We start from the raw sequence: 17,376 nt of genomic DNA on the forward strand, positions 1-17,376 counted from the left end.
TAACATCCCTATTTTCTTTATTGAATTGTAAATCGAAGGTTCACACCAAAATTAGAGAACGCCGTATTGAATGTTTGCGATGTATATGGCCTTGTAATATTGGTGTCGTAATAAATCCTCAGATTAAATCTTTGATTGACTACATAATCGATACTCGGACGGTAGGTAATATTTTTAGAACCTCCGGAAATCTCTGCATCATCTGTATCTGCCCTGTAGATTACGGTCTTATTATCTCTGATTGCAATATCTATTTTAAAATTCAAATCGTTCTTAAGTACCGTTCCTTTAAACATACCAAAAGGGAATCGGAAATTATTGGTCCTATAACCAAACCCTACAACAAATGCCTGATCTTTTTGTTGAGCCAATTGACTATTCGCTAAGCTAAAACTTAAGGATCTGGATTTTCTGTATTCTACATTCATCGTTACATTATTCTTAAACCTCATATCTGCACCTAACAAAGGAACAAACTGCTCATATAAAGTAACCTGAGAGAATTGATAGAATGGTAGAAAATCTCCTGCAACATCTCTTGATGAAACAGCTCCATTATTTTCTCCGTACCTGATGAGCGAGCTAAAGCTATTTACATTATAAGTAGAATTATAGCCATGCGAAAGATCAAATGACGAGAATAAATTGCTGAACAAGTCCATCTTAGACAAGCCATTATACGTCAACCTCCAATTAGGAATTGGTATTTTCGGAAAACTGCTTAAGTTGATACTATTCGGATCTTTATTTAGGTATGCTGCCAGTAAGGACGATATCAGTACATCTTGTGAGTTTTTACTATAACCGTCGGCATATCCATCGGGCTCGATACCTGCACTATTTGGATTTTCTTGTCCAAGTCTTTGAGAAATTACTTTTCTATTGGCAAGGAACTCCTGAAACAAAGCAGAGTGTTTACTGCTGTTTTTGTCTTTAAACGCGCTTCCTAAAGATATGATAGAAATACTGTAATCTCCGCTTGTAATAGGGCTCAGATTATAGAAACCTTGCCTGTCGTCATCATATCTGAAATTAGTACTGTAATTCTTGCTGCTGCTTTTTAATGCAGTAAGCTCAATTCTTAAATCCGGAAAAGGCTCTAAAGTTCCTCTAAAATTGATCTTTTCATTAAACGACTGTACATACAGCTGATTCATTAGCGTATCCTGGGTTAGCCAGTCGTTTCGAATGGCCCTATCCCGAAGATCTGCCTGTGAACCCAGTATAAATCCTAATCCCGGGGCATTTAGAGAGAAATCTACACCAAACGCATCTGTTTTTGGTAAATATCCTGGTAAGAATGTTCCTTCGTTTTTGATATAAGAACCACTGATATTTTTAACGCTAAACAGTATGTTTAATAAAGTTCCTCCAAATCCCTTATCCTGATTTTTTCTTAATTCTCTGTAAAATCCAAATTTATTGTACAGCGTATTCATATTTAGGGTTGGATTTACCTGAATGGTACGGGAGTTTTGAATACTGTTACCAAAGTTAAGATTTGGATCGTTTAAGCTTAATAATGGTTCTGTCATCCAGTTAAACTGGGTTTGGTAACGTGTAACCAGATTAACAAAATCTAAATACGGGATTTTATTGATAGGTACCGTATAGCTTAAAGTCATATTATGATTATAATCTGTTGTGCGGCCTAATCTTTTCAGATTATTCCAGACAGTATCTCTCTTCAGACCTGTAATTCGCCCTTCCGGCTCATCAACAACAGATAGATTTGTAGCGTTGAAATCCAATTTCAGCGATTTTGTTAAATCCCAGCTCACACCATATAACCTGGTAATATTAAAGTTTTTATTGAATGTGGTACTGATTGGAATGAAATTATTCGGATCGTTATCCCTCAAAGTATTCTCGGAATATAACCTGTTTACTTCTATTCTAAAATTGAGCAAATTTGGAAGCAGGTTGAAGTTGAAATCTTTAACCAGGCCTAAGTTCCTATTTTTAATTACTTTTCCAAATGGCGAAATAAATTCTGCCTGTTTGTTGTAATTATAGGATAAGGCTCCTCTATGCGTTCTCTGCATAGCATTCTGCGTAGTGAAGTCTTTATGATCGTATTCGGTATAAGCATAGCTTACAGCGAAATTCTCTATATCCCATAACCTTGTTTTTGCATCGGGACTAGTTTTTATTTTACGCACATTGGTAAAATTGATTCCCCGTCTGGTTGTTAACGCCTGTGCATATTCCAAAATGGAATCTTTTTGCGTTCTGTTGAGTTGGGACATAATATTCTTCAGTTCTATATCCGGATTTCTTGGGTCGTACATAGGAGTACTTACCTGAGTTGAATAGTTAAAGAACATTGGAATTTTTATTCCAGACCTTTCCGGGAAGAATTTACCAAGCTCGAAACTGGAAGCCAGATCGAAATACCTGTCTTCAGACCTGTTAACTTCGCTGATACGGGTCTCTAATCCGCCAAATCCTATAGAAGTATTACTTGCCGACATGGTTACATCTGCAAAATCGGCCAGTTTTGCATTCATTCTTGCTGTAGCTGCCCAACCTCCTCTTTCATCAAAATCTGAAAGCCTTAATTCGTTGAACCAGATCTCGACACTCCTCTCATCCGTAGGTCCTCCGATCGGATTTCTGGCACCTAACATAATCGTCCTGATCTTACTTAAATCTGGCTGGCCTTTAATGGTCACTTTATTGTTTCCATTCGTGTAAACATAAGGCTTGCTGTAATCCCAGGGCTGCCCACTAATTGGATCTCTATAGTTATTTCTGGCTGTTTTCGCATTTTGGAAAATAGCAAATTCTACATCCAGATAATTTTCCTGTGGCCAGATTAAATCCGGATCACGTGTTCCTTTATTGGTAATTTTCAACGGTATTTCATATTCGTAGTAGTTATCATTGTAATCTGTTCCTACACGGATGAAAGCGCTCACATCCCCATCGTTTAAAGGTTTCGCCTCATCTGCACTTTCTGCATGGATGAACATCTTCATTCGCTTATAAGCCCTTACATCATTCATGGTGGTTTTATAAGCTGCTCTTGCAAACCCTTCGCTCAGATTTTTTACAATAACTGATAAAGACTGTTCGTTTTGTCTGGTGTCTCCTCGGAAGTTAGAAAAATCCCGCTCTCTCTGGATACCTGGGGGAACTACATACGGAATTGGCGTTCTTGTTCCGTTCTCTTCAATATTTACTGTACTTACTTCTAAAATTGACTGGTCTGGGTTTTGCGGGCCTAAACTCTCATCTGCTAAAACTCTATCTGCCCTGCTTTCTGCATTATACCTTCTCCACTCACCTCTTAACAATTGTAATTTTGCCAAACGAACTACAGCTGTATCAGCGAAATTGGTCATATACATCCTCATAAATCTTATAGATTTAAAGTCTTGTATTCCCCCAACAGCTTCTTTATCCTTATCTGCTATTGGTATTCTAAACTGATACCATTTTACAGGCTTGGTTGTCCCGTCTGCCAATTTAACATTTGCTTCTACCACATCGGTAATATAGTTTTTACCAACTTCCATGTCTGCAGGTCTCAGACTTACTCTATATTCATAATACTCATCGGCTCTTGTAGAATTGTTGTCTCTATTAATATCTTCCCCATCTGGCAAAGCGGTAGCGGCCGCATTTTCTATTCCCAACTTGTCCATGGCCTGTTGCCGCGTCATTGAATTTCCTTCAGTACCGTTAAAATTCTCGTAACGCCTTAAAATACCGGCATTCATCTGATCTAATTGTGGTCCTCTGTAATACTCAAAGTCATCTGTAGATGGGTCTTTTCTCAATTTTTCGGCAGCATCCGGGTTAAGCAAAGGTGCAATTTGATTCACCTGAGGACCAAAATGTTGCGCTTCAGAATCATTATCCAATCCATCTAATCCCACATCCTGTACTTGTCTGGCATTAGGATCATTATCAAAAGCATTGATTACAGGCTGTAATTTAGCAACACGTCCCCACGCTGTAGTTTCTGTTTTAGATGGATCTCCATCTGCGGGAAGCGCATTTTCTAAACTTTTTTGCCCATCTTTCAGAATATCTTCAGATATATTTCCCAGGTTGATATATAAATCTCCTCCTTCTGCGGTGGTATTATATACAAAGGGGTCCATCATCCACATTTCAACAAACTCAATATTTAATGCTTCAAAATCATTGGTTTCGATCTTGCGGAACATTCCTCCCCATTTATCTTTCGGATTGGAAAAAGTTCCATCGGGTCTCAATCCTGTCGAGATGTAGTTATAGGGCCCACGCAACATTGGATAATACGCCAGATTTAAGGTTGGTAATGTTAATAAACTACCTGTAGGAATTTGTTTAAAGGGAAAGACCTCGGTTTCCAGAACCTCCCTTACAAAATGGTTAGAAAGCTCCTCCTTATTATTTGCAATATTCGGTGGGGTAAACCCTCCGGTTCTGTTATAGAAAATAGGATCGATGGTAAAGAAAGACAGTTTTGCTCTGTTATAACCATATGCTAAATCGCTATTTAATTGCGCCTCTGCAAATCGCTGCGGTGTTCCGGAAATTTGCCATGCTATCGGACTTTTTAAATCGATAATGGACTTACTTCCTTCGAAATCGTCGATATAACTTGCTCCGCCAGAACCTCCATCTGAATTAATTGCTTTGGAGTGTCCGGGGTTAAATTTTGCAAATTCTCCTCCAAATGTAAATGAAGAAGCTTCTTTTGTAGAAATAAAAGGAATTTTATCAACTAACTTCGTTAAAAATCTGCTATTGGTATTATAATTCAAATCAAAGCCGTAAATGGTGTTGGAAATAGATTCTTCTCCGAAATTCACCTTTTGTGTTAATGGCGTTTCCTTAAGGCTCATAATGGTAGCACCCAAATTCAACTTTTCGTTTGCCCTATAATCAAACCGGGTTCCAAAGAGCGATTTTTGCTGGATACCGAAGAGTTCATTACTTTCCAATCTGATTTTAATAGGTTGTCCGGAATTTAACAAGGCTTCATTTAGGATTTTCACCCTTCCTATATTGTAATCTACCGTATAATCTGCTCCTTCTGTTAGCTGTATATTGCCTGCAGTTACCATTACAGATCCTTCGGGAACATTAATCGCATTCAGCTGAAATTCTGAACTTACCTGCGATTGATAGGTACCGGCAATAACATATCTATTTAAATTTGGAAAATATTGCTGTGCGATGGCCTTTGTAGAATCGTAAAGTGGTTTATAGACATATTTATCGGTCAGAGATTGATTATTGCCTAAAATATTTTCTAAATCCTGTCCAAAGGGCTCTACATAAGGAAAAACAATTCGTCCGTTTTGAGAATCAATCAACTGACCTTCCAAAAAGTCAAAATAACCATCAGGCTTCTTATCTTCCTGCTGATTCAATCTGTCTAAACCTAAAATCTGAATCCACATTTTACCATTTGCATCGGTTGCATCTTCAGTAAGCAATGGTTTTTCAAATCCCTGTTCATCCAAACGAAAGACATTGAGTCTGAAATCGTCTTTACTGATTTGATAAGCTCCCAAAGAATAAATGTTCTTCATCATCAAATCCCATATTGGCAAATCGGTTTTAAGGGTTTCGTTCTTCAACAATTTGGCATATAAAACCTCTGGAGTTGCTGGATTTACAGGCCTGTCAGTAGAAAGTTCACCCACCTGATATTCTCTGCCATTATAGGTATAACGATAAGAAACCGCTAAAACCTCATCAGCATTAAGAGAACTGTTTAATGAAATGTATCCTAATGTAGAGTTTAATGTATATTCTCTGTCATTCAGCTTTCTGGCATAAGTAATTTTAGCATAATTATCTGTCCTTCTTGTACCTGCAAAAAAAACGTCCAGATCATTATTATTCGTTTGCCTTGACCCCGGAGGGATTGCCGAAAGCAAGTTATTGGATTGTGCGGGGAAGTTAGGATCGGCAAAAGCAGAAGGCAAGGGACTCATGCCCCCCACAAATACTCCTCCCGGAATATTAGCAGGGCTATTAAATGGAGCATTTTCGCCTAAGTCCATAAAAGCAAGAATATCTCTGGAATCCGTTGTACTGTTACTTCTGTTAGTTACCCAAACTTCTATTCTCGTAATTACAATCCCTGATGTAACAATAGGCAAATTTGACATTGCCCTATTAAAATTGTCTCTAAAGTATTGGGCTAAAAAATAGTGTTTATTGGCTTCGTAATTATCTGTTGTTAATCTAAATTCATTTTGCTGTGCCCCGTTAGTAATGTTGATTTCCTTTGCTTGTGATTTTTGTTGAGAATAAATACTGGTAACTCCCAGTCTGCCAAACTGCAACTGGGTTTTTACTCCAAACAAAGCCTGACTACCAGAAATTAATGTTGTATTTAAAGGGAAGCTAACCATACCCGCTTCAAACTTCTGCAAAATTTCGTCTTTATACCCCGTATATTCTAGCTTAAGCTGATTTTCGAAGTCAAATTGTGCTTCAGTATTATAATTGGTTGTTATTTTCAGCTTCTCTCCTATATTTCCAGTTAAATTCATCTGGATTCTTTGATCGAAGTCAAAATTCCCCTGCACACGCTGTCGTTCGTTAAACAGCGGATTTTCATTTTTATTAATTCTGCCCGAAAAAGTTAAATCTGCCGTTCCTCTAGGCTGGATATTGATAGTGTTTCCACCAAAAATCTTTTCAAAAGACTTACTTTTTACCCTTACAGATGGAATTATGCCATTCTCTGGTTTTTCCATACTGGTGACCACAAGATTGTCCCAATATTCCTGCTGAACTCTTTGTTGTTCTAATTTCTGATATTCACTGAAAGATAAATATTGTGCCGGCCGGTATTCTCTGGTTCCCACCATCTCTTTCACAATATATTTTTTTGTGATAGGATCATAAGTTACAGTTCGCTTGATATTTTCCGGATTTTTCAGAAAAACACCACTTTTACCAAAAATAGGTGTCGTTGGCTCATCCTTAACCGGATAAGACATTTTAGAATCTTCGTTTTTATTACTCTGAGCCGTCGCATCGAAAAATGGTGTGATCAGAATCAGTGAGGCAAAAAACAGTCTTAAAACAAGACGGGTAAAATTATGTATCAAGAGGTTTTGGTTAGTTTTCAATTATAAACTCTTTAAAGCTACTTTTATTATTTCTTCAACCGACAAAATTTTATCCGATCCCTTTACAGCTGCTTCAACAGCCTTCTCAGCACTGTTTTTTACAAACCCGAGCATCACCAGCGCACTGATGGCTTCTTCTTTAGCTGTATGGTCCTGTCTGATGGCTATCAATGTTCCATCCCCACTTTTTTTCAGCTTGTCCTGTAGTTCTATAATTAGTCTTTGTGCTGTTTTTGGTCCTATTCCTTTGATAGCTTTTATTTGTGCGACATCACCTCTGATAATAGCTTCTTCGATTTCGACCGGAGAAATGGAGGATAACATCATTCTTCCTGTATTTGGTCCTATCCCATTCACAGAGATTAAATGAAGAAATAATCTCCGTTCTCCTTCTTCGGCAAATCCATACATCGTATGTCCATCCTCTTTTACATGCAACCAGGTATAAAGTTTACATCTTTCCTGATCTTTTACAAGTGAAAACGTGTTTAATGAGATGTTGATATGATAACCTATTCCACCTGCTTCTAAAACAATGTAAGTTGGACATTTATAAGCCAACTTACCGTCAATATATTCGTACATAAATTACACAACAATAAAACAAGATAAATATAAAGTTAATTATCTTTTCCTTGCTCATATATTTCTTTTTCTTGAACATCTACTACCGCTATAGTTACCATGTTCACAATTTCTCTGACGGAGCTTCCCAACTGCAGTACGTGAACCGGCTTATTCATGCCCAACAGAATTGGCCCAATAGCCTCTGCTTCACCCAATTCCTGCAATAATTTGTAAGCCGTATTTCCAGACTCTAAATTAGGAAAAACCAATGTATTAGCCATCTCTTCTCCTAATTTTGAAAACGGAAAATTTTCGCTAAGCATTTCTGAATTAAGGGCAAAGTTAGCCTGTAAATCTCCGTCTGCAATAATTTCCGGATATTCTGTATGAAGAATTTTCACCGCATCTCTAACTTTTTGTGGTATAGTCCCCTCGTTAGATCCGAAATTTGAGTATGATAATAGTGCTATTCTGGGTTCTATGTTGAATTGCTTTACTGCATTATTTACCAAAACAGTAATGTCTACCAATTCACGGGCGCTGGGATTCACGTTTACAGTTGTATCTGCAAAGAAAATTGGTCCTTTTTTGGTAAGCATCATATACATTCCTGCAACACGGTTTACTCCTTCCATAGTTCGTATAATCTGTAAAGCAGGTTTTACTGTATCTACGTAATTTCGGGTAAGGCCAGATATCAATGCATCTGCGTAGCCAAACTCAACCATACTGGCACCAAAATAATTTCTGTCCCGCATATTTTTTCGGGCATCGAACAAAGTAATTCCCCTACGTTGTCTTTTTGAATACAGGTTTTGGGCAAATTCTTCTATCCACTGTTTTTCTTCTAACGGATCTATAATTTCTACACCCGAAAGTTCCAGAGAACTCTCTTTTATAATAGATTCTATAGCTTTTTTATTTCCCAACAATATTGGAATAGCTATGCCCTCTTCCTTAACTATTTGAGCTGCTTTTAGTATTTTATAATGGTCTGCCTCTGCAAAAACCACACGTTTGGGAGACGATTTTGCTTTATCTGAAAGATGACGCATAATTGTATCTTCCAATCCCAACCGCTTTCTTAATTCGTCCTCATAAGCATTCCAATCTGTAATTCTTTCCTGTGCAACTCCAGAATCTATAGCTGCTTTGGCTACTGCAGGTGCAACGGTAGTAATCAATCTGCTATCTACGGGCTTTGGGATGATATAATCTTTTCCAAATTTTAAATTCTTAGAATTATAGGCCTGGTTTACAGCTTCGGGCACTGGTAATTTAGCCAGATCGGCTATTGCCTTAACTGCCGCAATTTTCATCTCCTCGTTAATTGCAGTTGCTCTCACATCTAAGGCTCCTCTAAAAATATACGGAAACCCCAAAACATTATTTACCTGATTCGGAAAATCTGATCGCCCCGTTGCCATAATAATATCATTTCTGGTATCAATCGCCAGATTATAATCTATCTCGGGATTTGGATTTGCCATAGCAAAAACAATTGGATTTTTTGCCATAGAGTTCAGCATTTCTGCATTAAGGACATCTGCAGAAGAAAGACCAATAAATACATCGGCTCCCCTCATCGCATCGGCAAGAGTATGTAAGTTTCTCTTTGTTGCAAATTCTCTTTTTATACCGTTTAAGCCTTCTCTATCCGACCTGATTACTCCACTACGGTCCACCATTACTATATGCTCCGGTTTAACGCCGAGAGAAATATATAAACGGGTACATGAAACTGCCGCAGCACCTGCTCCGTTAACAACGACCTGAATGTCTCCTATTGCTTTACGTTGTATCTCGCAGGCATTTAACAAAGCCGCTCCAGATATTATAGCTGTTCCATGCTGGTCATCATGCATCACCGGAATGTTCATGACTTCCTTTAACCGCTGCTCTATTTCGAAGCATTCGGGAGCCTTAATATCTTCCAGGTTAATTCCTCCGAATGTAGGCTCCAAAGCTTTTACAATATTCACAAACTCATTTACATTCTTCACATCCAGCTCTAAATCGAAAACATCAATATCCGCGAATATTTTAAATAACAGACCTTTCCCTTCCATTACAGGTTTTCCGGCTTCAGGACCAATATCGCCAAGTCCCAGAACTGCAGTTCCATTACTTATTACGGCTACAAGATTTCCTTTTGCGGTATATTTATATACATCTTCTTTTTTTTCGGCAATTTTCAGACAGGGTTCTGCGACTCCCGGAGAATAAGCCAGTGTCAAGTCTCGCTGGGTACGGGTTGGCTTAGTTGGTACAACAGCTATTTTTCCGGGTCTACCATTGGCATGATAGTCTAGAGCATCCTGCTTTTTTGTAGTTTTGCTCATATACTGTTTCGTTAAAAATGCCTTTCTATGAGAGAACACGAAGTTTACATATCCAATTTAATCTTCAATATCTCTCCTACAGACAAATTATAGTCTAACAAATTATTCCATTCTTTTAATGCTGCAACAGTAACTCCTTTGAAGTTATTCGCAATGGAAGACAATGTGTCTCCAGCCTTAACAACATAAGTTCGGTAGCTATTGTTCTCTGCTTTTTTCTGAGTGGTTTGTTCCTTAATTATTTTAATTTTCTGTCCGGGTACTATCGCATTGGTTTTCATCTTATTCCAAACCTTTAAATCCTGAACTTCTACACGATAGGTATTGGCGATAGTTCCTAAACTTTGTCCCTTTTTAACCACATGATGGATTTCTTTTTTTGCAACAACAGCAGGCACTGTTGTTTTAACCGATGCGTACACTAGTTTTGTTTCCGCCTCAGGGTTTAGCACATCAAATAAATGTGCATAGGTGTAAAAGTCCACCTTAGGTATAATCAGTCTTTTTGGATCCTGAACAGTACCATTAACTAAATTTCTTTTGTAGGAAGGATTTAAAATCTGTAACTCTTTTTCTTCTATCCTCAATACATTTGCTAAACTTGAGAAACTAACGCCTCTATTAACATAAATGGAGTCGATATCAATTTTAAATGCCAGTTCGGGAATTGATTTCACATCCATATGCCTATCGAAATAATTCATCATGTAAGCTACTGCAATAAATTTAGGAACATAATCTCTGGTTTCCTGAGGTAAAAGGTGCCTGATATCCCAATAAGTTTTTACGGTTCCTGATATTTTATCCAGAGCTCTTTTAACAGCCCCCATTCCGCAATTGTATGACGCCAGCGCTAATAGCCAATCTCCAAATTCGTTATAGGCATCCTGAAGATATTTACATGCTGCGTAGCTGGAAGTAATTGGATCTTTCCTTTCATCTACATAGCCGTCAATATTTAAGCCATAACCTCTTGCTGTGGTATACATAAATTGCCATAATCCTGTAGCTCCCGAACGTGAAACAGCATGTGGGTTTAAAGAAGACTCTACAATTGGGAGATATTTAAATTCTTCAGGGATATTCTTCTCTTTAAGGGCCTTTTCGAAAATTGGAAAATAATAATTACCCAAACTCACCATTCTTCCAATCTGTTGTGTCCGTTGGGCTATAAAAACATCTATATACGATTGTACATAAGGATTATAATCTAATGAGATTTCCGAATTTAGGGAGTCTAACCTATATTTATAAAGCAGATTGGCATCATACTTAAAAAGTTCGGTATTTAAATTTATTTGGGGGTGCACAAATGAGGTATCTGTATTCACAAGATTCCTGATTACCCTTGATTCTGCAGGAGTTAGCCTACTCACGTAGGCTGTGTCCCTTTTTATTTTATTGTTTTGTGCATAGCCATGGATAAAAGCTAAATTGCAAACAACAAAAAACAGAGCGAAAGTTTTTGCCATTCTTCTAGTTTTTTGCGGCTCTATAAGCCTATTTATATTTTATTCTTTGGCTCGCTGACCAAAATTTATTTCTCTAAATAGTCTTTTGAAAAAGAAAGTAATTTGTCTTCTTCAAAACTTCTCCCCATAATCTGTATTCCTAAAGGCAACCCTGTTTCGGTTGTTCCACAAGGAACAGAGATTGCCGGCAGACCGGTTAAAGATGCTATAACGGTAAAAATATCGGCTAAGTATGATTCTAAAGGATCTGTAATTTTAGCACCAATATCAAAGGCAGGGCTTGGGGTTGTTGGGGTTAAAATAAAATCATATCCCTTTAATATATGTTCTATTTTGTCTTTTATAAGTCTTCTTACTTTTTGTGCCCTTGCATAGTACGCGTCATAATAACCTGCGCTTAAAACGAAGGTTCCCAACATAATTCTACGTTTTACTTCGTCTCCGAATCCTTCACTTCTGGACAATTTATAAGTACTTTCCAAATCAAAAGCCTTTTCACTTCTATGTCCATAATGTATCCCATCGTATCGGGAAAGATTTGACGACGCCTCTGCTGTTGTTAAAATATAATAAGTGGCAACAACATAATCCAGGTATTCAAAAGAAACAGGTTCTACCGTGTGTCCGATAGCCTTTAAATGCGCTATCTGTTCTTTTATATTCTTTTTTATTTCCGGATCCAGTCCTTCGGCATTTAAAGTCTCTTCTATATAAGCAATCTTTTTGGGAGCTGCTTTGGATAATTCGCTATACTGCGGAACTTCTTTACCAGAAGAAATGTTATCATTTTCATCTCTACCCGATATCACTTCCAGCAAAATTGCCGCATCTTCTACAGAACGGGTTATAGGACCAACCTGATCAAAAGAAGAAGCATATGCAATAACTCCGTATCTTGATACTCTGGAATAAGTTGGCTTTATGCCTATAACTCCACAAAAAGCAGCTGGTTGGCGAATAGAACCTCCTGTATCTGTACCTAAAGAGGCCAGGCACATATTAGCCTGTACAGCTACGGCAGAACCCCCGGAAGATCCGCCTGATACCTTTCTTGGATCAATAAAATTCTTTACCGGACCATAATAAGAGGTTTCATTAGAGGCCCCCATTGCGAATTCATCGCAATTTAAACGTCCTATAATAATCGCATCTTCTTTTAATAAGCGTTCTATTACAGTTGCCGAATATACAGCTGTATAGTTTTCCAGCATTTTTGAAGAGGCAGAAACTTTATGTCCCTTGTATGAAATATTATCTTTTATACCAATAACCATTCCCGCCAGCTTCCCGGCAGTTCCGTTTGTAATTTTTTCCTGAATGGATTTGGCTTGTTGGATACTTTCTTCTGTAAAAACTTCTATAAAAGCATTTAAGTCGGAAAACTGTTGAATCTGATGTAAATAAAAATTCACCAGATCTTCCACTGACAATATACCTGCTTTTATATCAGATTGAATATCTTGTAACCTGTTGTAAGTGTATGTTTTTTCTGCGAGCATTGTAAAAATAAGAGAACTTTCGGCTGCCTTTTCAGTAACCGAAAGCACATATTAAAATAGTACGATAATGAAAAATTAATTCTTATCGTCCTGATTATATGTTTTTTCTTCTTTTTCTATGCCTTTTTGGCCTTCTTTAAACTCTTTCACTCCTTTTCCTAAACCTCTCATTAGTTCAGGAATTTTTTTCCCTCCAAACAACAATAATAGTGCTACTACTATTAATATTATCTCTGGTGCTCCTAATCCCATTTTCTTATATTTTTTGATTAAATTAATTGGTATTTATTCTGCTGTTTTGTTATTCTCTTCGTTTTCCTGATATCTTTTTCTTTCTTCCTCTTCTTCCTGTTTAAGCTCTTCTTCTGCAGTTAACGAATTAATGTTTCTGTGAATTTCCCTTTTTACATCATCAGAAGCGTCTTTAAATTCCCTGATTCCTTTTCCTAAACCTCTTGCTAATTCAGGCAGTTTTTTACCTCCAAAGAGCAATAAAACAGCAAAAACTATAAGTATTGTTTCCTGCGCTCCTATATTTAAAAACAAAAGAGTATTCTGAGTCATAATCACATACATAACGCAAATATATATTTATTATGATTTTATTTCCTGTTTTATTGAATTTAATTTGCCAGCCAGCTTCCCGGATTTTGGGTTTCCATACCTTTCCACAGTTCGAAATGAATTTCTGAAATTCCATCTTCATCTGAAGCTACAGTTCCGATAGTCTGTTTAGTTCCTACTTTCTGCCCACTGGAAACACTAATAGATTTTAAATTCTGATAAATAGTAAAGAACTCTCCATGTCTGATCATTACCACATTTTTACCAGCGATTTCAACAATACGGCTTACCGTTCCTTCGAACACGGCTCTTACCGGAGCATTTGTGTTTGCTCTTATTGTCCAGCCATTATTTTCTTTAGTAATATTTCCAATTTTCTGGGTACCATAAGATTCTGTAATAACTCCATTTGCAACCGGCCATGGCAGTCTTCCTCTATTGCTTACAAAACCGGCCGACAATTTTGCTGCTTCCGGAGTAGCTGCCAATACGGAAGATCTGCTTGTACTTGTTGTTGCCGCAGGGGCCTCTTTACCTTCTGCTCTGGCTTTTGCTGCCGCTGCCCTGGCTTCTTCTTCTGCCTTCTTCTTCGCTAAAGCTATCTCTCGTTGGATTGCAGCCCTAATTGCCCGATCTAACTGTGCGGCAGCTCTTTGTTTTTGCGACAGATCTTGTCTAAGTTTTCTTTCCTGAGAGGTTAGACTTTTAATCACTTTGGATTGTTTATTCTCTGCCTGACCTAAGACATTTTTCTCTTTTTGCTGATCTGACAATAAATGAGATTTTTCTGACTTATTTTTATTGAGCGTCGCTACTTTATTTTTAAGCGCCGCTTGAGTTTCTTCTATATACTTAGCTTGCTTTACCCTATACTCGCTAAATTGCTGAAGGTACTTAAGTCTTTTATAGGCCTGGTTAAAATCTTCAGCAGCAAAAACATACATCAGCTTACTATATGCTCCCTGATTTTTTTGAGCGAACCTGATCATGGCAGCATAGTCTGTTTTCAATTGTTTTAACTGGGCTTGCAGAGAGCGAATATTATTCATATTCTGATTGATTTCTCCATCAAGCAATCTCACTTCGGAATTAATGGTCCTGATTTTTTCTTCCCGAAGTCTTATTTGTGCTTTTAATGCATTTAACTCCTTTAAAGTAACCTTCTTACTTGTTGAGGTCTGTTTTAAAGTATTGTTTATCATCTCAATATCTTTATTGAGCTGAGCCTTTCTTCTCTCCAGTTCTGCTCTTGTTTGCGAAAAAGAAGAACCATATATACCTAAAAATACAACTGTTAATGCTAATCTTAAAAGCTTCATCCTTACAAAGGTATCTATTTTTTTATTCTATACGTGTAAATCTTTTGGGTATGGTAAATGGATACTCCAATGGTATATTAAATTGCGGATTTTGATATTCCAACCCAATTTTGATTTCCTTCGATTCTATTTGCGATGCGATTCCTATTTTAAAAGGAACCAGTTTTCCTTCTATTTGTGTGTAACTATCGTAATTGATATTTAGCGATTGTGCAGGCATTTGTTTTTTTAAACTTAAACTCTGGGGTTTAAATAAAGAAGAGTAGACGCTCTCGAACATCAGATCTGCTGAATTTCCTTTTAATAAAAGTAATCCGTTTTCTTTTGTTATCGAAGGATCAGACTCCAGAAGTAGATCTAAAGAATTCCCTACCAGCATAGCTTCCAAAGCCTTAAAATCTATTTGCTTACTGCTATATCTGTGAATAAAATTGAATGGGTAAACGGCATATTCACTGGTCATTCTGTTCAAAAGTCTCACACTATCAGGTGTAATTAATACTCTAACGGCTTCCAGTCCCGCCACATAAGTTAGGGATACCCAAATAATCTTGCTCTTTTTGTTCCTAAGATTGAGGGTTACGTCATAAACTTTCCCGTCTAAAGAAAGATTGGTTTTTGCTTTTGCTGTAAAGGTTTCATAATCTAACTGGGTTTTCTTTAAATCATTCGTAGAGATTTCATTTTCCTTTACTATTTTCTCTTGCTTTACCTCTTTTAGTTTCTTTTTTGCGGCACACGACCAAAAAAGTGGCACAAACAGCAAAATCCAATATTTACTCACTATATTTCTTTTCATTGATTTTTCTCTCTAAAACAGCACTCTCTTCTCCTAGTTCTTTTGCTTTTTTCCAATAAGAAACAGCAGATTCCTCGTCTTTCAGGTGATAAAGAATATCGCCGTAATGCTCTAATAAAACCGCATTTTTTTCTTTACTGGCATTTATTGCCTTCTCTATCCATTCTTTTGCCTCCTCATATTTCTTTTGCCTAAACAATATCCATGCATAAGTATCTAAGAAAGAAGCATTATTTGGACTTAGCTGATTAGATTTCAGAGACATCTGTTCTGCTTTATCTAACCTCTCTGTCCTTAACGATAAATAATACGCATAATTGTTTAAGGCATAAACATTATTCGCATCCAAAGCAAGTGCCTTCTCATAGGAGTCTGCAGATTCTTTATATTTTTTTAATCCTTGATAGGCATCTCCCAGACTACTATAAACCTGTACTTTCATGCCTTTTTCCAGATCAAAATTCAGCGCATTATTAAGATAGGATATCGCTTTTTCATTTTCTTTCATTTGGGAAAGTCCAATAGCGACGTAAACATAAATACTACCGCTTTGCGGAAAATAAGTTAAAGCTTCCTCTCCGGTTTCCACAACGCCTTTCATGTCGTTAAGACTAAGCTTAATCCTTACCAACTGATCCCAAACAGCATAAATATTTTTATTTAGCGCAATAGCTTGCTGATAGGCTTCTCCCGCTTTTTGATATTCTGTTTTCTGGAATAAAACATCACCATAAATAGCAAAAGCTTTTGCTTCCTGCGGATATTCTTCAGTTAATATAAATGCTAATGTTTCGGCATATCTCACATATTTCAGATCAGGGAAACGTGAAAAATAGCTGATAATAATTTTAATTTTCTGATCAATATTGATTTCCGACACCCTAAATACCTGAGTCAATTCTGCAAAGGCTTCTTCAGTTTTTCCTTCCGAATTATAAATGTCCGAAAGTGCCAGATTTACATATCCATTCCCCGGATCAAGCTCTTTGACCTTCTTATAAGTTTCTAGCGCCTTTTCTTTGTCTTTGTTATTAAAATACAGATCGCCTAAAAGTATATAATATCTAAAATTAGTCGGATCTAATGTTATCTGCTGTTTTAAATCGGCTTCTGCCGATTTGAAATCTCCCATTAACCGATAAATTCTTTGTTTGCCTTCCAACGTTTCCAAACTGGCTCCTATATTCTTTTCTATCTCCCGATATTCAGACAATGCATCTTCTGGCCTTTGCAATAACATCAAAGTATTGGCCTTCTCTAAACGGTACTCGGTTCTATCGGGCGACAACTTTATCAGCTCATCAAGTGTATAATTTAATAAATTATAATCTTTTAATTCCTGATAGATACTTGCCGACAGTACCCAATACCATTCGTTAGCAGTATTAATTGTAAGCGCTTTTTGTATACTTTCTTTAGCCAAATCGTATTCCTTATTCTTGAAATAAATTTGAGCCATTTCGTAATAAGCGTTATGCTGTTGCGGATCTACAGCGATAATCTGATTAAAATTGTTTAATGCTGCCTTTGTTTGCTGATTTAGTTTATTCTGTAACCCAGAAAAATACAGGTTTTCTATAATAAGACTATCTGCAGCAGAAATGGGTTTACCTGCAATAAGGACCAATTCCTGTTGTATTTCCTTCTGCTTTTGAGAAAAGCTTCCGAGACATAAAAACAGAAATGCACTTAACAACGCGTATTTTTTCAGAATAAACCTCAC

10 protein-coding genes are annotated in these 17,376 nt (G+C 37.1%); all 10 read right to left on the reverse strand.

Annotated elements, in window-relative coordinates:
• Positions 1-17: 17 nt before the first annotated feature.
• Positions 18-7,091 (reverse strand): T9SS outer membrane translocon Sov/SprA, encoded by a 7,074-nt coding sequence (gene sov / locus ABWO41_RS00375; RefSeq protein WP_353131912.1) that lies wholly within the window; start codon positions 7,089-7,091, stop codon positions 18-20.
• A complete protein-coding gene (ruvA, locus tag ABWO41_RS00380; RefSeq protein ID WP_353131914.1) occupies positions 7,092-7,676 on the reverse strand; it encodes a Holliday junction branch migration protein RuvA in 585 nt (194 codons plus the stop codon).
• 35 nt (positions 7,677-7,711) lie between these two features.
• Complete coding sequence (locus tag ABWO41_RS00385; protein ID WP_353131916.1) at positions 7,712-10,000, reverse strand: NADP-dependent malic enzyme; 2,289 nt, start codon at positions 9,998-10,000, stop codon at positions 7,712-7,714.
• A gap of 44 nt (positions 10,001-10,044) precedes the next feature.
• Positions 10,045-11,472 (reverse strand): lytic transglycosylase domain-containing protein, encoded by a 1,428-nt coding sequence (locus tag ABWO41_RS00390; RefSeq protein WP_353131918.1) that lies wholly within the window; start codon positions 11,470-11,472, stop codon positions 10,045-10,047.
• A 65-nt stretch (positions 11,473-11,537) separates the two neighbouring features.
• Positions 11,538-12,971, reverse strand: a complete 1,434-nt coding sequence (gene gatA, locus ABWO41_RS00395) for an Asp-tRNA(Asn)/Glu-tRNA(Gln) amidotransferase subunit GatA (protein WP_353131920.1) — start codon at positions 12,969-12,971, stop codon at positions 11,538-11,540.
• A gap of 75 nt (positions 12,972-13,046) precedes the next feature.
• Positions 13,047-13,223 carry a twin-arginine translocase TatA/TatE family subunit gene (locus ABWO41_RS00400; RefSeq protein ID WP_353131922.1) on the reverse strand — a complete coding sequence of 59 codons (177 nt, stop codon included), beginning with the start codon at positions 13,221-13,223 and terminating at the stop codon, positions 13,047-13,049.
• Positions 13,224-13,256: 33 nt separating this feature from the next.
• On the reverse strand, positions 13,257-13,535 hold the full coding sequence (locus ABWO41_RS00405) for a Sec-independent protein translocase subunit TatA/TatB (RefSeq protein WP_353131924.1): 279 nt from the start codon (positions 13,533-13,535) through the stop codon (positions 13,257-13,259).
• A gap of 59 nt (positions 13,536-13,594) precedes the next feature.
• The gene (locus ABWO41_RS00410; protein ID WP_353131926.1) at positions 13,595-14,854 is read right to left on the reverse strand and encodes a murein hydrolase activator EnvC family protein; all 1,260 of its coding nucleotides are present in this window, start codon (positions 14,852-14,854) and stop codon (positions 13,595-13,597) included.
• A 22-nt stretch (positions 14,855-14,876) separates the two neighbouring features.
• Entirely contained in the window at positions 14,877-15,653 is a 777-nt protein-coding gene (gene lolB1 / locus ABWO41_RS00415) for a lipoprotein insertase outer membrane protein LolB1 (protein ID WP_353131928.1), read from the reverse strand.
• Positions 15,631-17,376 carry a tetratricopeptide repeat protein gene (locus ABWO41_RS00420; RefSeq protein ID WP_353131930.1) on the reverse strand — a complete coding sequence of 582 codons (1,746 nt, stop codon included), beginning with the start codon at positions 17,374-17,376 and terminating at the stop codon, positions 15,631-15,633. The genes lolB1 and ABWO41_RS00420 overlap by 23 nt, the downstream gene beginning before the upstream one ends.

This window comes from Pseudopedobacter sp., from assembly GCF_040392825.1.
Classification (GTDB): Bacteria; Bacteroidota; Bacteroidia; order Sphingobacteriales; family Sphingobacteriaceae; genus Pseudopedobacter.